Source organism: Pseudomonas sp. 2995-3 (genome assembly GCF_002742565.1).
Classification (GTDB): domain Bacteria; phylum Pseudomonadota; class Gammaproteobacteria; order Pseudomonadales; family Pseudomonadaceae; genus Aquipseudomonas; species Aquipseudomonas edaphica.
On sequence record NZ_LJSB01000314.1, the window covers coordinates 124,187 to 142,506 of the forward strand.

At 57.6% G+C, this 18,320-nt stretch carries 18 protein-coding genes; all 18 read left to right on the forward strand.

Features of this window, described 5'->3' with window-relative positions:
• Positions 1 to 37 precede the first annotated feature (37 nt).
• The 18 genes from mnmE (at position 38) to AOA62_RS26590 (ending at position 18,233) form a co-directional block, all read left to right on the forward strand.
• Positions 38 to 1,408, forward strand: a complete 1,371-nt coding sequence (mnmE, locus tag AOA62_RS26505) for a tRNA uridine-5-carboxymethylaminomethyl(34) synthesis GTPase MnmE (RefSeq protein WP_099550200.1) — start codon at positions 38 to 40, stop codon at positions 1,406 to 1,408.
• 553 nt (positions 1,409 to 1,961) lie between these two features.
• Positions 1,962 to 3,854, forward strand: a complete 1,893-nt coding sequence (gene mnmG / locus AOA62_RS26510; protein ID WP_099550201.1) for a tRNA uridine-5-carboxymethylaminomethyl(34) synthesis enzyme MnmG — start codon at positions 1,962 to 1,964, stop codon at positions 3,852 to 3,854.
• The gene (gene rsmG, locus AOA62_RS26515; protein WP_017135125.1) at positions 3,851 to 4,495 is read left to right on the forward strand and encodes a 16S rRNA (guanine(527)-N(7))-methyltransferase RsmG; all 645 of its coding nucleotides are present in this window, start codon (positions 3,851 to 3,853) and stop codon (positions 4,493 to 4,495) included. The genes mnmG and rsmG overlap by 4 nt, the downstream gene beginning before the upstream one ends.
• 18 nt (positions 4,496 to 4,513) lie before the next feature.
• Positions 4,514 to 5,311 (forward strand): ParA family protein, encoded by a 798-nt coding sequence (locus AOA62_RS26520; protein WP_016978715.1) that lies wholly within the window; start codon positions 4,514 to 4,516, stop codon positions 5,309 to 5,311.
• A gap of 9 nt (positions 5,312 to 5,320) precedes the next feature.
• Positions 5,321 to 6,193, forward strand: coding sequence for a ParB/RepB/Spo0J family partition protein (locus tag AOA62_RS26525; protein WP_017135124.1), 873 nt, complete (start codon positions 5,321 to 5,323; stop codon positions 6,191 to 6,193).
• 148 nt (positions 6,194 to 6,341) lie between these two features.
• Entirely contained in the window at positions 6,342 to 6,749 is a 408-nt protein-coding gene (locus tag AOA62_RS26530) for a F0F1 ATP synthase subunit I (RefSeq protein WP_010565865.1), read from the forward strand.
• 16 nt (positions 6,750 to 6,765) lie between these two features.
• Positions 6,766 to 7,635 carry a F0F1 ATP synthase subunit A gene (gene atpB, locus AOA62_RS26535; RefSeq protein WP_017135123.1) on the forward strand — a complete coding sequence of 290 codons (870 nt, stop codon included), beginning with the start codon at positions 6,766 to 6,768 and terminating at the stop codon, positions 7,633 to 7,635.
• Between the two features lie 133 nt (positions 7,636 to 7,768).
• Entirely contained in the window at positions 7,769 to 8,026 is a 258-nt protein-coding gene (gene atpE / locus AOA62_RS26540) for a F0F1 ATP synthase subunit C (RefSeq protein WP_002555987.1), read from the forward strand.
• Between the two features lie 56 nt (positions 8,027 to 8,082).
• Complete coding sequence (locus tag AOA62_RS26545; protein ID WP_017135122.1) at positions 8,083 to 8,553, forward strand: F0F1 ATP synthase subunit B; 471 nt, start codon at positions 8,083 to 8,085, stop codon at positions 8,551 to 8,553.
• Between the two features lie 12 nt (positions 8,554 to 8,565).
• Positions 8,566 to 9,102 carry a F0F1 ATP synthase subunit delta gene (locus tag AOA62_RS26550; protein ID WP_017135121.1) on the forward strand — a complete coding sequence of 179 codons (537 nt, stop codon included), beginning with the start codon at positions 8,566 to 8,568 and terminating at the stop codon, positions 9,100 to 9,102.
• 21 nt (positions 9,103 to 9,123) lie between these two features.
• On the forward strand, positions 9,124 to 10,668 hold the full coding sequence (atpA, locus tag AOA62_RS26555) for a F0F1 ATP synthase subunit alpha (RefSeq protein WP_017135120.1): 1,545 nt from the start codon (positions 9,124 to 9,126) through the stop codon (positions 10,666 to 10,668).
• Positions 10,669 to 10,718: 50 nt separating this feature from the next.
• Positions 10,719 to 11,579, forward strand: a complete 861-nt coding sequence (gene atpG, locus AOA62_RS26560) for a F0F1 ATP synthase subunit gamma (protein WP_010207685.1) — start codon at positions 10,719 to 10,721, stop codon at positions 11,577 to 11,579.
• Between the two features lie 27 nt (positions 11,580 to 11,606).
• Positions 11,607 to 12,983: a F0F1 ATP synthase subunit beta gene (atpD, locus tag AOA62_RS26565; RefSeq protein WP_017135118.1), complete on the forward strand. Its 1,377-nt coding sequence runs from the start codon at positions 11,607 to 11,609 to the stop codon at positions 12,981 to 12,983.
• Between the two features lie 44 nt (positions 12,984 to 13,027).
• Positions 13,028 to 13,444, forward strand: coding sequence for a F0F1 ATP synthase subunit epsilon (locus AOA62_RS26570; RefSeq protein WP_017135117.1), 417 nt, complete (start codon positions 13,028 to 13,030; stop codon positions 13,442 to 13,444).
• Positions 13,445 to 13,567: 123 nt separating this feature from the next.
• Positions 13,568 to 14,935, forward strand: a complete 1,368-nt coding sequence (glmU, locus tag AOA62_RS26575) for a bifunctional UDP-N-acetylglucosamine diphosphorylase/glucosamine-1-phosphate N-acetyltransferase GlmU (RefSeq protein ID WP_099550202.1) — start codon at positions 13,568 to 13,570, stop codon at positions 14,933 to 14,935.
• A 241-nt stretch (positions 14,936 to 15,176) separates the two neighbouring features.
• A complete protein-coding gene (locus tag AOA62_RS26580) occupies positions 15,177 to 15,944 on the forward strand; it encodes a DeoR/GlpR family DNA-binding transcription regulator (protein ID WP_099550203.1) in 768 nt (255 codons plus the stop codon).
• A 10-nt stretch (positions 15,945 to 15,954) separates the two neighbouring features.
• Positions 15,955 to 17,787, forward strand: a complete 1,833-nt coding sequence (gene glmS, locus AOA62_RS26585) for a glutamine--fructose-6-phosphate transaminase (isomerizing) (protein ID WP_099550204.1) — start codon at positions 15,955 to 15,957, stop codon at positions 17,785 to 17,787.
• A gap of 80 nt (positions 17,788 to 17,867) precedes the next feature.
• Entirely contained in the window at positions 17,868 to 18,233 is a 366-nt protein-coding gene (locus tag AOA62_RS26590) for a hypothetical protein (protein ID WP_099550205.1), read from the forward strand.
• Positions 18,234 to 18,320: the final 87 nt, after the last annotated feature.

Genomic DNA, 18,320 nt, shown 5'->3' on the forward strand with positions numbered 1-18,320 from the left:
GTTTTGCTTTCTGTCACTTTTGTTCTGGAACCTGCTGATGAGCGCTCCTCGTGAAACCATCGCTGCTGTCGCTACCGCTCAAGGTCGCGGCGGTGTTGGTATCGTTAGAATTTCCGGGCCGCTGGCCAGCGTGGCGGCCCAGGCCATCAGCGGCCGTGAGTTGAAACCCCGATATGCCCATTACGGGCCGTTCCTGGATGCTGATGAAACGGTATTGGATGAGGGGCTGGCGCTGTATTTCCCCGGCCCTAACTCGTTCACCGGCGAAGACGTGCTGGAACTGCAGGGCCATGGTGGCCCGGTAGTGCTGGATATGTTGCTGCAGCGTTGCCTGCAATTGGGCTGCCGTCTGGCGCGCCCAGGCGAATTCAGCGAGCGGGCATTCCTTAACGACAAACTGGACCTGGCCCAGGCCGAGGCGATTGCCGATTTGATCGAGGCCAGTTCTGCACAGGCGGCGCGCAATGCGTTGCGCTCACTGCAGGGCGCTTTTTCCCTGCGTGTGCATAACTTGACCGAACAGTTGATCAGTCTGCGCATCTACGTCGAGGCTGCGATTGACTTCCCAGAGGAAGAAATCGACTTCCTCGCTGATGGCCACGTCCTGGCGATGCTGGATAAAGTTCGCGACGAGTTATCCACCGTACTGCGCGAGGCCGGGCAGGGTGCTTTGCTGCGTGACGGCATGACGGTAGTGATTGCCGGGCGACCCAATGCCGGCAAGTCCAGCCTGCTCAATGCGCTGGCTGGCCGAGAAGCCGCGATCGTCACCGAGATTGCCGGCACCACCCGGGATATCTTGCGCGAACATATCCACATTGATGGTATGCCGCTGCACGTGGTCGACACCGCCGGCTTGCGCGATACCGAAGACCAGGTGGAAAAGATCGGCGTGGAACGGGCGCTCAAGGCGATCAGTGAAGCGGACCGCGTATTGCTGGTGGTGGATGCCACTGCGCCAGAGGCTGCGGATCCTTTTGCCCTGTGGCCGGAATTTCTCGAGCAACGGCCAGACCCGGCCAAAGTCACCTTGATCCGCAACAAGGCCGATTTGACTGGTGAAGCCATTGCCATGGAGACCAGCGACGATGGCCACGTGACCATCAGCCTGAGCGCAAAGTCAGCGGGCGATGGGTTGGAATTGCTGCGCGACCACCTCAAAGCCTGCATGGGCTATGAGCAGACCTCCGAAAGCAGCTTCAGCGCACGCCGCAGGCACCTGGAAGCGCTGCGCCATGCCAGCGCGGCGTTGGAGCACGGTCGGGCTCAGTTGACCTTGGCGGGGGCTGGCGAGCTGCTGGCTGAGGATTTACGCCAGGCGCAGCAGCTGTTGGGTGAGATTACCGGCGCTTTCAGCTCCGATGATCTGCTCGGAAGGATCTTTTCCAGCTTCTGCATCGGTAAGTAACCCTTCGTTGTCCACAGGCAGGCCATTCGCGCCTGCCTGTTTCGCCCGCCTCAGGGCATTCAATTCCCATTTTTGACTCATTACCTAAAAGGCAGGTGGCTTTTGCGTGGGCGAGATTTGGCCATGCAAGCCATTTTCTGTGGATTAAGCCCTGTGAATAACCGCACCTGTGCCCAGTTGATAACAGGGCTTGAAACCTGAGAAAAACCCCCTCTGTGGATAACCACCCCTTTAATCCACAGGCTTAAAGCACTTATCCAAGGGCCTCATTGGCACATGACCACAGACTTTTGAATCTCTGTACACGGCGTAAATAGAGGCTTGTAGAGATCTATCCACAGAAAGTAGGCTCAGTAGAAATAAACATAAAAACAAAGATCTTATAAATTTCTTCTTTTTTAATTTCTATTGTCTGTGATTCATCCACAGCTGGTTAAATTTTGTGCAAAGGGTTCTTTAGGAAGGGCTAAGTCCCTATACTTGCCGCCATAGCTCTAAAACTCTTTCAACAAACAATTCCTGATTACCTACATAAGCAGGCACGAGGTGCGTGGTGGATTTCCCTTCCCGTTTTGAAGTGATCGTCATCGGCGGCGGTCATGCCGGTACCGAGGCAGCACTGGCGTCAGCACGCATGGGCGTTAAAACCCTGTTGTTGACGCACAACGTGGAAACCCTCGGTGCCATGAGTTGCAACCCCGCCATCGGTGGGATCGGCAAAAGCCATCTGGTTAAAGAAATTGATGCCCTTGGCGGTGTCATGGCCATGGCTACCGACAAAGGTGGTATTCAATTTCGCGTGCTCAACAGCCGCAAAGGCCCGGCCGTACGTGCTACTCGGGCACAGGCAGACCGCATCCTGTACAAGGCTGCGGTACGTGAAACCCTGGAAAACCAGCCGAACCTGTGGATATTTCAACAGGCTGCCGATGACCTGATCGTCGAACAGGACGTGGTGAAGGGCGTTGTCACCCAGATGGGCCTGCGTTTCTTCGCAGAATCCGTGGTGTTGACCACCGGCACATTCCTGGGCGGACTTATCCACATCGGTATGCAGAACTATTCCGGCGGTCGCGCCGGTGATCCGCCATCGATTGCCCTGGCAAAACGCCTGCGCGAGTTACCACTGCGAGTCGGTCGCTTGAAAACAGGTACCCCGCCGCGTATCGACGGGCGTTCTGTGGATTTCTCGGTGATGACCGAACAAGCCGGTGATACGCCAATCCCGGTCATGTCGTTCATGGGTTCCAAAGAGCAGCACCCGAAACAGGTGAGCTGCTGGATTACCCACACCAACGCCCGCACCCACGAGATCATTGCCGCGAACCTCGACCGTTCGCCGATGTATTCCGGGGTGATTGAAGGCATTGGCCCGCGTTATTGCCCTTCGATCGAAGACAAAATCCATCGCTTTGCCGACAAGGAAAGCCACCAGGTCTTCATCGAGCCCGAAGGCTTGACCACCCATGAGCTGTACCCGAACGGGATTTCCACGTCCTTGCCGTTCGACGTGCAAATTCAGATCGTGCAGTCGATTCGCGGCATGGAAAACGCCCACATCGTGCGTCCGGGCTACGCCATCGAGTACGACTACTTCGACCCGCGTGATCTGAAGTACAGCCTCGAAACCAAAGTCATCGCCGGTCTGTTTTTCGCTGGCCAAATCAATGGCACCACCGGTTACGAAGAAGCCGGCGCCCAAGGTTTGCTGGCCGGGACCAACGCAGCACTGCGCGCGCAGGGCAAAGACAGCTGGTGCCCGCGTCGCGATGAAGCGTACATCGGCGTATTGGTCGATGACCTGATTACCCTGGGCACCCAGGAACCGTATCGGATGTTCACGTCCCGGGCGGAATACCGTTTGATCCTGCGCGAAGACAACGCCGACCTGCGCCTGACCGAAAAAGGTCGCGAGCTGGGCCTGGTCGATGACGCGCGTTGGGCAGCCTTCTGCAAAAAACGCGAAAGCATCACGCTCGAAGAGCAACGTCTGAAAAGTACCTGGGTTCGCCCAGGCACGGAGCAGGGCGATGCGATTGCGGAAAAATTCGGTACGCCGCTGACCCACGAATACAACCTGCTGAACCTGCTGTCCCGTCCGGAAATCGACTACGCTGGCTTGGTCGAAGTGACAGGCCAGGGCGCAGAAGACCCACAGGTTGCCGAGCAGGTCGAGATCAAGACCAAATACGCCGGTTACATTGACCGCCAGCAGGATGAGATCGCTCGCCTGCGCGCCAGTGAAGACACCAAGCTGCCTGTGGATATCGATTACACCGGGATTTCGGGGTTGTCGAAAGAAATCCAAAGCAAGCTGGGGATAACTCGGCCGGAGACTCTTGGTCAGGCTTCACGTATTCCCGGCGTCACTCCGGCAGCGATTTCGCTGTTGATGATTCATTTGAAAAAACGCGGCGCGGGCCGTCAGTTGGAGCAAAGCGCTTGAGTTCGTTGGTCACCTCGCAACACGCCGAAGAATTATCCACAGGTGCGCGCCAGTTAGGCGTGGACCTGACCGCAGCCCAGCACGAATTACTGCTCGGCTACCTGGCCCTGTTGATCAAATGGAACAAGGCTTACAACCTGACTGCGGTGCGTAACCCCGACGAAATGGTTTCGCGTCATTTGCTCGACAGTTTGAGCGTGATGCCGTTTATCGAAAACGGCCGTTGGCTTGACGTGGGCAGTGGCGGTGGGATGCCAGGCATTCCGCTGGCGATCCTGTTTCCCGAGTCGCAAGTGACGTGCCTGGACAGCAACGGCAAGAAAACCCGCTTCCTGACCCAGGTAAAACTCGAGCTCAAGCTGGAAAACCTGCAAGTTATCCACAGTCGGGTCGAAGAGTTCACACCTGAACTGCCTTTCAATGGAATTGTTTCCCGGGCATTCAGCAGCATGGAGAACTTCAGCAATTGGACGCGCCACCTGGGCGACCGCGACACCCGCTGGCTGGCAATGAAGGGCGTTCATCCAAGCGACGAGCTGTTAGCATTGCCGACAGACTTCCACCTCGATAGCGAACACGCCTTGGCCGTACCCGGTTGCCAAGGCCAACGCCATCTGCTGATACTGCGCCGCACGGCATGATTGGGAACACAAGCAAGAATGGCTAAGGTATTCGCGATAGCGAACCAGAAAGGTGGCGTGGGCAAAACCACCACCTGCATCAACCTCGCAGCATCCCTGGTCGCCACCAAGCGTCGGGTGTTGTTGATCGATCTCGATCCACAGGGCAACGCCACCATGGGTAGCGGTGTGGATAAACACGGCCTGGAAAATTCGGTCTACGACTTGCTGATCGGCGAGTGTGACCTGGCCCAGGCCATGCACTACTCCGAGCACGGTGGTTATCAACTGCTGCCGGCCAACCGCGATTTGACTGCGGCGGAAGTGGTGCTGCTCGAAATGCAGATGAAAGAAAGCCGTCTGCGCAGCGCCTTGGCGCCGATCCGCGAGAATTACGATTACATTTTGATCGACTGCCCACCGTCGCTGTCGATGCTCACGCTCAACGCATTGGTTGCCGCCGATGGGGTGATTATCCCCATGCAGTGCGAGTATTACGCACTGGAAGGCTTGAGCGACCTTGTGGATAACATCAAGCGAATCGCTGAGCTGCTGAACCCGAACCTGCAGATCGAGGGTCTGCTGCGTACGATGTTCGATCCGCGCCTGAGCCTGATGAACGATGTGTCGGCGCAGCTCAAGGAACACTTTGGTGATCAGTTGTACGACACAGTGATCCCACGCAACATCCGCCTGGCCGAAGCGCCAAGCTACGGCATGCCCGCGCTGGCGTACGACAAATCATCGCGTGGCGCCATTGCCTACCTGGCACTGGCCGGCGAGATGGTTCGCCGTCAACGCCGCAACTCACGCACCGCTGCAGCCCAGCCAACTTAAGGAATCCCCATGGCCGTCAAGAAACGAGGTCTCGGACGTGGACTGGATGCACTGTTGAGTGGTCCGACTGTCACTTCGCTTGAAGAACAAGCGGTACAGGCCGACGAGCGCGAGCTGCAACATTTGCCGCTGGACTTGATCCAGCGCGGCAAATACCAGCCACGCCGCGATATGGACCCCCAGGCGCTGGAAGAACTGGCCAACTCGATCAAGGCCCAGGGCGTGATGCAGCCGATTGTGGTGCGCCCGATCGGCGGCGGTCGGTTTGAAATCATCGCCGGCGAACGCCGCTGGCGCGCAAGCCAGCAGGCCGGCAAGGAAACCATCCCGGCGATGGTGCGCGATGTACCGGATGAAACCGCCATCGCCATGGCGTTGATCGAAAACATCCAGCGTGAAGACCTCAACCCGGTTGAAGAAGCGATCGCGTTGCAGCGTTTGCAGCAGGAATTCCAGCTGACCCAGCAACAAGTGGCCGACGCGGTGGGTAAATCCCGCGTCACGGTGTCCAACTTGCTGCGTCTGATCGCGTTGCCGGAAGTCATCAAGACCATGTTGTCCCACGGCGACCTGGAAATGGGTCATGCCCGTGCTTTGCTCGGTTTGCCGGAAAATCAACAGGTTGAAGGGGCGCGACACGTTGTCGCACGAGGGCTCACGGTGCGTCAGACTGAGGCGCTGGTTCGCCAGTGGCTGAGCGGCAAACCTGCACCGGTCGAAACCGCCAAACCTGATCCGGATATCGCACGCCTCGAGCAGCGCCTGGCCGAGCGGCTGGGCTCTGCGGTACAAATTCGCCACGGCAAGAAGGGCAAAGGGCAATTGGTTATCGGATATAACTCGCTTGACGAGCTTCAGGGCGTCCTTGCCCACATCCGCTGAAACATTTGCTTATGTAGCGCGCGATCGGAAAACACTACCCGACAGTTGAATAGGGGCTGAACCGCCCCTATACTCTGCGCGCATTTTGTCGGCACAAATTATGCCAAGTTATTGATTCTCGGCAGCCGACCATTGAGGAGCAAAAGTGATGGAAACCCGCACGCCAAACACGTTGCCGTTCCATCGCTTGGCCGTTTTCCCGGTTTTATTGGCTCAATTTGTCATTCTACTGATCGCCGCGTTGGCGCTTTGGTACTGGCATGGAGTCGTAGCCGGATATTCAGGACTCTGCGGAGGCCTGATAGCCTTGCTGCCCAATATGTATTTTGCTCACAGGGCCTTTCGGTTTTCCGGCGCCCGAGCAGCCCAGGCTATCGTCCGGTCATTTTATGCCGGCGAGGCGGGGAAACTGATTTTGACGGCAGTGCTGTTTGCACTGACCTTTGCAGGTGTGAAGCCATTGGCGCCGCTGGCTGTATTCGGCGTCTTCGTGTTGACCCAACTGGTCAGCTGGTTCGCTCCCCTGCTAATGAAAACAAGACTTTCGAAACCTTAGGGCGTTTGAGGCAACCATGGCAGAAACAACCGCTTCGGGCTATATCCAGCACCACTTGCAGAACCTGACCTTCGGTCAGCTTCCCAACGGCGGCTGGGGCTTCGCCCACACCGCAGCAGAAGCCAAAGAAATGGGTTTCTGGGCTTTCCACCTGGATACTCTGGGCTGGTCGGTCGCATTAGGTCTGATCTTCGTCCTGATTTTCCGCATGGCGGCAAAAAAGGCGACTTCCGGTCAGCCAGGTGCTTTGCAGAACTTCGTTGAAGTATTGGTCGAATTCGTCGATGGCAGCGTGAAAGACAGCTTCCATGGCCGTAGCCCGGTGATTGCACCGCTGGCACTGACCATCTTCGTCTGGGTGTTCCTGATGAACGCCGTCGACCTGATCCCGGTTGACTGGATTCCTCAGCTCGCCATGGCGATCAGCGGCGATCCGCATATTCCATTCCGTGCCGTATCGACCACTGACCCTAACGCTACCCTGGGCATGGCCTTGTCGGTATTCGCGTTGATCATTTTCTACAGCATCAAGATCAAGGGCATCGGCGGCTTCATCGGCGAACTGACCCTGCACCCGTTCGGCAGCAAGAACATTTTCGTTCAAGCCCTGCTGATCCCGGTGAACTTCCTGCTGGAATTCGTCACCCTGATCGCCAAGCCTATCTCCCTGGCTCTGCGACTGTTCGGCAACATGTATGCCGGCGAGCTGGTGTTCATTCTGATCGCTGTGATGTTCGGCAGTGGTCTGCTCTGGCTTAGCGGCCTGGGCATTGTTCTGCAGTGGGCGTGGGCTGTGTTCCACATCCTGATCATCACCCTGCAGGCCTTCATCTTCATGATGCTGACCATCGTCTACCTGTCGATGGCGCACGAAGAGAACCATTAAGGCCGGTCTCGACTAGTCTGATGTCCTTCCCGGTGAAACGGGAAGGTGGCCCACCAGGGCTATGAAACGATTTGTTTTACCGCTTTAAAATCTAAAAAACCTAAACCATACGACGTAAAAGTCGGGAGGAAAGATGGAAACTGTAGTTGGTCTAACCGCTATCGCTGTTGCACTGTTGATCGGCCTGGGCGCCCTGGGTACTGCCATTGGTTTCGGCCTGCTGGGCGGCAAGTTCCTGGAAGGCGCAGCGCGTCAGCCAGAAATGGTCCCAATGCTGCAGGTTAAAATGTTCATCGTTGCCGGTCTGCTCGACGCCGTGACCATGATCGGTGTTGGTATCGCTCTGTTCTTCACCTTCGCGAACCCCTTCGTTGGTCAACTCGCCGGTTAATCACTCGTTTTTTCGAGTGATTGGTGTGTTGTGCAACGAACGAGCGAGGTATTGGCGTGAACATTAATGCAACCATTATTGGTCAGTCCTTAGCGTTCTTGATTTTTGTCGTTTTCTGCATGAAGTTCGTATGGCCTCCGGTCATCGCAGCTTTGCACGAACGTCAGAAGAAGATCGCGGATGGACTGGACGCTGCCACCCGTGCAGCTCGCGACCTGGAGTTGGCCCAAGAGAAAGCGGGCCATCAACTGCGCGATGCTAAGGCACAGGCAGCTGAAATCATTGAGCAAGCCAAGAAACGCGGTAATCAGATTGTTGAAGAGGCTGTTGAAAAAGCCCGTATCGACGCTGACCGTGTGAAGGTTCAGGCTCAGGCCGAGATCGAGCAGGAATTGAACAGTGTCAAAGATGCGCTGCGTGCCCAACTGGGTGCTCTGGCCGTCGGCGGTGCTGAGAAGATCCTGGGTGCCACAATCGATCAAAACGCGCACGCGGAGCTGGTTAACAAACTGGCTGCTGAAATCTAAGCGAGGGCGATCATGGCAGAATTGACCACGTTGGCCCGACCTTACGCTAAGGCAGCCTTCGAGCACGCCCAGGCCCACCAGCAGCTGGCCTCTTGGTCAGCCATGCTCGGCCTGGCTGCAGCAGTGTCGCAAGACGACACCATGCAGCGCGTGCTCAAGGCCCCGCGACTGACGAGCGCAGACAAGGCCGCCACTTTTATTGAAGTGTGCGGCGACAAGTTTGATGTGAAGGTACAGAACTTCATCCACGTCGTTGCCGAAAACGACCGTCTCCCGCTTTTGCCGGAGATCGCCGCTCTGTTCGACCTGTACAAGGCCGAAGAAGAGAAGTCGGTAGACGTTGAAGTGACCAGTGCTTTTGCATTGAACCAAGAACAGCAAGACAAACTCGCCAAGGTTCTCAGTGCACGACTCAATCGGGAAGTGCGCCTGCAAGCTTCGGAGGACGCATCCCTGATTGGTGGTGTTGTTATCCGTGCCGGCGACCTGGTTATCGATGGCTCGATTCGCGGCAAAATCGCGAAACTTGCCGAAGCATTGAAATCTTGAGTTTGAAGGGGCAGCAGAGCAATGCAGCAACTCAATCCTTCCGAAATAAGTGAAATTATCAAGGGCCGCATCGACAAGCTCGATGTGACCTCCCAAGCCCGTAACGAAGGCACTGTCGTCAGCGTATCTGACGGCATCGTGCGGATTCACGGTCTGGCCGACGTCATGTACGGCGAGATGATCGAGTTTCCGGGCGGCGTCTACGGTATGGCCCTCAACCTGGAGCAAGACTCCGTAGGTGCCGTTGTATTGGGCGCGTACACCAGTCTGGCTGAAGGCATGAGCGCCAAGTGCACAGGCCGCATCCTGGAAGTTCCGGTTGGTAAGGAACTGCTGGGTCGCGTAGTCGACGCACTGGGTAACCCTGTTGACGGTAAAGGTCCACTGGGCAACACCGAGACCGACGCGGTCGAGAAAGTTGCTCCAGGCGTGATCTGGCGTAAGTCGGTAGACCAGCCTGTACAGACTGGCTACAAGGCTGTCGATGCCATGATCCCAGTCGGCCGTGGCCAGCGTGAGCTGATCATCGGTGACCGTCAGATCGGTAAAACCGCTCTGGCGATCGACGCGATCATCAACCAGAAAGACAGCGGCATTTTCTGCGTCTACGTAGCCATTGGTCAGAAGCAATCGACCATCGCCAACGTGGTTCGCAAGCTGGAAGAAAACGGCGCCCTGGCCAACACGATCATCGTGGCTGCCAGTGCTTCGGAATCTCCTGCGCTGCAATTCCTGGCACCGTACTCCGGTTGCACCATGGGTGAATTCTTCCGCGACCGCGGTGAAGACGCGCTGATCGTTTATGACGATCTGTCCAAGCAAGCAGTGGCTTACCGCCAGATTTCCCTGCTGCTGCGCCGTCCACCAGGCCGTGAAGCTTACCCAGGCGACGTGTTCTATCTCCACTCCCGTCTGCTGGAGCGCGCATCCCGCGTTTCGGAAGAATACGTAGAGAAGTTCACCAACGGCGCAGTGACCGGCAAAACCGGTTCCCTGACCGCACTGCCGATCATCGAAACCCAGGCTGGCGACGTTTCCGCGTTCGTTCCGACCAACGTGATTTCCATCACCGACGGTCAGATCTTCCTGGAATCGGCCATGTTCAACTCAGGGATCCGTCCTGCTGTGAACGCCGGTGTTTCGGTATCCCGTGTGGGTGGTGCCGCTCAGACCAAGATCATCAAGAAGCTCTCCGGTGGTATCCGTACCGCTCTGGCTCAGTACCGTGAACTGGCGGCATTCGCCCAGTTCGCTTCTGACCTGGACGAAGCGACCCGTAAGCAACTTGAGCATGGTCAGCGCGTTACCGAGCTGATGAAGCAGAAGCAATACGCCCCAATGTCGATCGCTGACATGGCGTTGTCGCTGTATGCCGCTGAGCGTGGGTTCCTGACTGACGTCGAAATCACCAAGGTCGGCAGCTTTGAACAAGCGCTGATTGCTTACTTCAACCGCGATCACGCCGACTTGTTGGCCAAGATCAACGTGAAGGGTGACTTCAATGACGAAATCGACGCTGGCATGAAAGCCGGTATCGAGAAGTTCAAGGCCACCCAAACCTGGTAAGCCGCAGCGGGAGCCGCAAGGCTCCCGCTTGCTAACCTGATAGGTGTTACATGGCAGGCGCAAAAGAGATTCGCAGTAAGATTGCGAGCATCAAAAGCACGCAAAAGATTACCAGCGCCATGGAAAAAGTGGCGGTCAGCAAAATGCGCAAGGCACAAATGCGCATGGCTGCTAGCCGTCCTTATGCGGAGCGTATCCGCCAGGTAATTGGGCATTTGGCTAACGCCAACCCGGAATACCGCCACCCGTTCATGATCGACCGCGAAGTTAAGCGTGTGGGTTATGTGGTAGTGAGCAGTGACCGTGGTTTGTGCGGTGGTCTGAATACCAACCTGTTCAAGGCCCTGGTCAAGGACATGGCGGTAAACCGCGAAAAGGGCGTCGAGATCGATCTGTGTGTAGTTGGTAGCAAGGGTGCGGCCTTTTTCCGCAACTTCGGCGGTAACGTCGTTGCAGCTATCAGCCACCTGGGTGAAGAGCCGTCGATCAATGATTTGATCGGCAGTGTGAAGGTGATGCTGGATGCGTACCTGGAAGGCCGGATTGACCGCCTGTCCGTGGTATCCAACAAGTTCATCAACACCATGACCCAGCAGCCAACCGTGGAGCAATTGATTCCACTGGTGGCGACTCCGGATCAGGAACTCAAGCACCACTGGGACTACCTCTACGAACCAGACGCCAAAGAGCTGCTTGACGGCTTGATGGTGCGCTACGTGGAGTCGCAGGTGTACCAGGCGGTGGTCGAGAACAACGCAGCTGAACAAGCGGCGCGGATGATCGCGATGAAAAACGCTACCGATAACGCCGGTGATCTGATCAGCGATTTGCAGCTGATCTACAACAAGGCGCGTCAGGCTGCGATCACCCAAGAGATCTCGGAAATCGTCGGCGGCGCTGCCGCGGTTTAACGGTTCAAATATTCAGAGGATCCAGCTATGAGTAGCGGACGTATCGTTCAAATCATCGGCGCCGTTATCGACGTGGAATTCCCACGCGACAGCGTACCGAGCATCTACAACGCGCTGAAAGTACAAGGCGCGGAAACCACCCTGGAAGTTCAGCAGCAGCTGGGCGACGGCGTGGTTCGTACCATTGCGATGGGTTCCACCGAAGGCTTGAAGCGCGGTCTGGACGTTGTCGACACTGGCGCTGCCATCTCCGTACCGGTCGGTAAAGCGACCCTGGGCCGGATCATGGACGTACTGGGCAACCCGATTGACGAAGCTGGCCCGATCGACACCGAAGAGCGCTGGGGCATTCACCGTCCAGCACCTTCGTTCGCCGAACAAGCTGGCGGCAACGATCTGCTCGAAACCGGTATCAAGGTTATCGACCTGGTTTGCCCGTTCGCCAAAGGCGGTAAAGTCGGTCTGTTCGGTGGTGCCGGTGTAGGCAAAACCGTAAACATGATGGAACTGATCCGTAACATCGCCATCGAGCACAGCGGTTATTCCGTGTTCGCCGGTGTGGGTGAGCGTACTCGTGAGGGTAACGACTTCTACCACGAGATGAAGGACTCCAACGTTCTGGACAAAGTGGCACTGGTTTACGGTCAGATGAACGAGCCGCCGGGTAACCGTCTGCGCGTAGCACTGACCGGCCTGACCATGGCCGAGAAGTTCCGTGACGAAGGTAACGACGTTCTGCTGTTCGTCGACAACATCTACCGTTACACCTTGGCCGGTACTGAAGTATCCGCACTGCTGGGTCGTATGCCTTCCGCAGTAGGTTACCAGCCGACCCTGGCCGAAGAGATGGGCGTTCTGCAAGAACGTATCACTTCGACCAAAGAAGGTTCGATCACCTCGATCCAAGCGGTATACGTACCTGCGGATGACTTGACTGACCCGTCGCCTGCGACCACCTTCGCCCACTTGGACGCCACCGTCGTTCTGTCCCGTGACATCGCTTCCCTGGGTATCTACCCAGCGGTCGATCCACTCGACTCGACTTCGCGCCAGCTGGACCCGAACGTGATCGGCCAGGAGCACTACGACACCGCTCGCGGCGTTCAGTACGTGCTGCAGCGTTACAAAGAACTGAAGGACATCATTGCGATCCTGGGTATGGACGAGCTGTCGGAAGCCGACAAGCAGTTGGTTAACCGTGCTCGTAAGATCCAGCGTTTCTTGTCGCAGCCGTTCTTCGTGGCTGAAGTCTTCACCGGTGCTTCGGGTAAATACGTTTCCCTGAAAGACACCATTGCTGGCTTCAAAGGCATCCTCAACGGTGACTACGACCACCTGCCAGAACAAGCGTTCTACATGGTCGGCGGCATCGAAGAAGCGATCGAGAAAGCCAAGAAACTGTAATCTCGGCGCCCGGAAACGGGCGCTCATCAGGTTGAGGCAATCAGATGGCTATGACAGTCCATTGCGATATCGTCAGCGCGGAAGGGGAAATCTTCTCCGGTCTGGTAGAAATGGTGATTGCACACGGCGATCTGGGTGATCTTGGTATCGCCATGGGTCACGCACCGTTGATCACCAGCTTGAAGCCAGGTCCGATCACTCTGACCAAGCAAGGCGGGGAACGTGAGGTGTTTTACATCTCCGGCGGTTTCCTCGAGGTTCAGCCGAACATGGTCAAGGTACTTGCCGACACCGTGCAACGTGCTGGCGACCTGGATGAAGCCTCCGCTCAGGAAGCCGTCAAGGCTGCCGAGAAGGCCCTGAATGAAAAGGGTGCGGACTTCGACTACAGCGCTGCTGCTGTACGTCTGGCCGAGGCTGCAGCCCAGCTGCGCACGCTCCAGCAGATCCGCAAGAAGTAAGCGGCCCAGCCGCAATGCTTCAAGCGCGATTGATTAAAAAGGGTAGCCTCGGCTACCCTTTTTCTTTTTCAGCAAAACACTTCTCAGGTCTGAAGTCGGACCGCCCAGGATTGGTAGCCATTCATGTCTCTTGAAATTGTCATTCTCGCCGCAGGCCAGGGCACCCGCATGCGTTCAGCCCTGCCCAAGGTGCTGCACCCGATCGCGGGCAATTCCATGCTTGGTCATGTTATCCACAGCGCCCGGCAGCTGGACCCCCAGCGTATTCACGTGGTGATTGGCCATGGTGCCGACGTGGTGCGTGAACGCCTGGCGGCGGATGATTTGAATTTCGTGTTGCAGGACAAACAACTGGGCACCGGCCACGCGACTGCGCAGGCCGTACCGTTCATCAGCGCCGACACCGTACTGATCCTCTACGGCGACGTACCGCTGATCGAAGTCGAAACCCTGCAACGCCTGCTCAAGCAAGTAGTACCTGGCCAGGTGGGCCTGCTCACCGTTGAGCTGGATGACCCAACCGGCTACGGCCGTATCGTGCGCGATGCCAGCGGCAAGGTCGCTGCCATCGTCGAACACAAAGACGCCAGCGAAGCCCAGCGTGCGATTACCGAAGGCAACACCGGTATTCTCGCCGTGCCGGCCAACATGCTGGCTGACTGGATGAGCCGCTTGTCCAACAACAATGCCCAGGGCGAGTACTACCTCACCGACGTCATTGAGATGGCCGTCAGTGACGGCCTGCTGGTTGCCACCGAGCAGCCCCATGACCCGATGGAAGTGCAGGGCGCCAACGACCGCAAGCAGCTTGCCGAGCTTGAGCGCCACTACCAATTGCGTGAAGGTCGCCGCCTTATGGCCCAGGGCGTAACCCTGCGTGATCCGGCGCGCTTCGATGTGCGGGGTGAGGTCACGGTTGGCCGTGATGTGCTGATCGACATCAACGTGATCCTTGAAGGCCGCGTGATCATTGAAGACGACGTGGTAATTGGCCCTAACTGCGTAATCAAGGACAGCACCTTGCGCAAAGGTGTGGTGGTCAAGGCCAACAGCCATCTTGAGGGTGCAGTGATGGGCGAGGGCAGTGATGCCGGTCCGTTTGCGCGCCTTCGTCCGGGCAGTGTGCTGGGTGCCCGTGCGCACGTCGGCAATTTCGTTGAACTCAAGAACGCGAAAATGGGCGACGACGCCAAGGCCGGTCACTTGGCCTACCTCGGTGATGCGGTGATCGGCGCGCGCAGCAACATCGGCGCCGGTGCGATCACCTGCAACTACGATGGCGCCAACAAGTACCAGACCACCATTGGTGATGATGTATTTATCGGCTCCAACAACTCGTTGATTGCGCCCGTCACCATTGGGGATGGTTCAAACACTGCGGCAGGTTCGACCATCAATCAGGATGTGGATAAGTCCCAACTGGCTGTTGCCCGCGCCCGCCAGCGCAACATCGACGGCTGGAAACGCCCGGTCAAAATCAAAAAGACCTGAGTTATCCACAACCTCACCAGCTAATGCTATCTCCTGTGGGAGCTGGCTTGCCTGCGATAGCGGTCTGGCATTCACGATGAATGTTGCCTGACACTCCGCCATCGCAGGCAAGCCAGCTCCCACATTGGTTGAGTGGTGTTAGCAAAAATCAGCGTAAAAATTACAGCTTGCCGCTTGACGATCTTTCGCCAATAGGTTTTGATTGCCTTCGTTATCTTTCGAAACGAAACTTATCACTACTATGTCGAAACGAAATACACCCCAACGACGCCACAACATTCTGACCCTGCTCAATGAACAGGGCGAAGTCAGCGTGGACGAATTGGCCAAACGTTTCGAAACGTCGGAAGTGACCATCCGCAAGGACCTCGCCGCCCTCGAAAGCAATGGCCTGCTGCTGCGCCGCTACGGTGGCGCGATCACCATGCCCCAAGAGCTGGTCGGTGATGCCGCTCAACCCATCTCGGCTTACAAGCGCGCCATCGCCCGTGCGGCCGTCATGCGCTTGCGTGAACACGCGCGCATCATCATCGACAGCGGCAGCACCACCGCCGCCATGATCCCGGAGCTCGGCCACCAGCCGGGCCTGGTGGTGATGACCAACTCCCTGCACGTGGCCCGCGCGCTGAGCGAGCTGGAACATGAGCCGGTGTTATTGATGACCGGCGGCACCTGGGACCCGCATTCGGATTCATTCCAGGGCCAGGTCGCCGAACAAGTGCTGCGTTCCTATGATTTTGATCAGTTGTTTATCGGCGCCGACGGCATCGATCTGGAACGTGGCACCACCACCTTCAACGAACTGCTGGGCCTGAGCCGTGTAATGGCCGACGTCGCCCGTGAAGTGGTGGTGATGGTCGAATCCGACAAGATCGGCCGCAAGATCCCCAACCTGGAGCTGCCCTGGAGCAGCGTCCATACCCTTATTACCGATGATCGCCTGCCGCTTGAGGCCCGCGACCAGATCCAAGCCCGCGGCATTACGCTGATATGCGCGGCAATCATCTAGGAGATACACCATGTGTGGAATTGTAGGCGCAGTCGCTGAACGCAACGTCACCGCCATCCTGCTTGAAGGCCTCAAACGTCTGGAATACCGCGGCTATGACAGCGCCGGTGTAGCCGTATTTACCAACGCCGGCAAGCTCGAGCGCATGCGCCGCCCAGGCAAAGTCAGCGAGCTGGAACAAGCTTTGCTCGGCGAGCCGCTGGTGGGTCGTCTGGGCATCGCCCACACCCGTTGGGCCACCCACGGTGCACCGTGCGAACGTAACGCTCACCCGCATTTCTCCGGCGACCTGGCCGTGGTGCACAACGGCATTATCGAAAACCACGAAGTGCTGCGCGAACAGCTCAAGGGCCTGGGCTACGAGTTCACCTCGGACACCGACACCGAAGTCATCGCCCATCTGCTCAACCACAAGCTCAAGGACCTCGGCGACCTGACTGTCGCGCTCAAAGCCACCGTCAAGGAACTGCACGGCGCCTATGGCCTGGCCGTGGTCTGCGCCAGCCAACCCGACCGCGTGGTGGCTGCGCGCAGTGGCAGCCCGTTGGTGATTGGCCTGGGCCTGGGCGAAAACTTCCTTGCCTCCGACCAACTGGCCCTGCGCCAAGTGACTGACCGCTTCATGTACCTGGAAGAAGGTGATATCGCCGATATTCGCCGTGAAAGTGTGCAGATCTGGGACGTCAACGGCGTGCCGGTCGAGCGCGAAGCTGTGCAATACCGCGACGGTGCCGAGGCCGCTGATAAAGGCGAATTCCGCCACTTCATGCTCAAGGAAATCCACGAGCAACCGTCTGTGGTGCAACGCACCCTGGAAGGCCGCCTGAGCCAGAACCAAGTGCTGGTCAACGCCTTCGGCCCACAAGCCGCCGAGCTGTTCGCCAAAGTGCGCAATGTGCAGATCGTCGCCTGCGGCACCAGCTACCACGCCGGTATGGTTGCCCGTTATTGGCTCGAAGAACTGGCCGGCATCCCGTGCCAGGTCGAAGTCGCCAGCGAGTTCCGCTACCGCAAGGTGGTGGTGCAGCCCGACACCCTGTTCGTGACCATCTCCCAGTCCGGCGAAACGGCTGACACCCTGGCCGCGCTGCGTAATGCCAAAGAACTCGGCTTCCTTGGCAGCCTGGCAATCTGCAACGTCAGCATCAGCTCGCTGGTGCGCGAGTCCGACCTGACCCTGTTGACCCAGGCCGGTCGCGAAATCGGCGTGGCGTCCACCAAAGCCTTTACCACCCAACTCGTTGGCCTGTTGCTGCTGACCCTGTCCCTGGGCCAGGTGCGCGGCACCCTCGCCGAAGGCGTCGAAGCCACATTGGTTGAAGAACTGCGCCGCCTGCCGGCCCGTCTGGGCGAAGCCCTGGCCATGGACAGCACCGTGGAAAAAGTCGCCGAACTGTTCGCCGACAAAAACCACACCCTGTTCCTCGGCCGTGGCGCGCAATACCCGGTAGCGATGGAAGGCTCGCTCAAGCTCAAGGAAATCTCGTACATCCACGCCGAAGCCTACCCGGCCGGCGAACTCAAACACGGCCCATTGGCCCTGGTGGATGACGACATGCCGGTGGTCACCGTCGCGCCGAACAACGAACTGCTGGAAAAGCTCAAATCCAACCTGCAGGAAGTACGCGCGCGTGGCGGTCAGTTGATCGTGTTTGCCGACGAAAAGGCTGGCATGACCAATGGCGAAGGCACCCACGTGATCAACATGCCGCACATCCACGACACCCTGTCGCCGATCCTCTACACCATCCCGTTGCAGCTGCTGTCGTATTACGTTGCTGTGCTCAAGGGCACTGACGTTGACCAGCCGCGTAACCTGGCGAAGTCGGTGACGGTGGAGTAAGCGCTGCTGGCGTATCGGAAGGGGCTATTTCAATAGCCCCTTTTTACATGCTGGAGCCGCCAACTCAAGGACGCCCGTTTATGCAAAGCCTCTCTACAATCGTACACGCACGCTTGCACAATCGCCGATTTGCGGTGGCGAACAACGCCCAAGGACTGTCCGGTGTCGGCACGGTATTTCATTACCTGGTCGAAGATGGCGTTATTTCGAGTACTTACCAAGGCGGTCGGATTCGTTTGGGAGCGCAGGTCGGACAGGTGACAGGTCACAACACCTTTGAGCTGCTTTTTCACTGTGTGACGATGGACGAGCAACTACTTGCCGGGTGGTCGAGAGGTACAGTGGGTGTCGACGCGTCAGGGCGCACAACCTTGAGCTTTGTTTGGGGCTGGTTGTCGGGCGCGACAGGTGGCGGCGAGTCGAATTACACCGAGTTGACTGCATGAGGTAGCCCGCCGAGAACCCCCATGCTCCCTGCCTCATTGATGTGCATTAGCGGCCACCTTATCCCTAGAATGCAGCCTTATGGATAG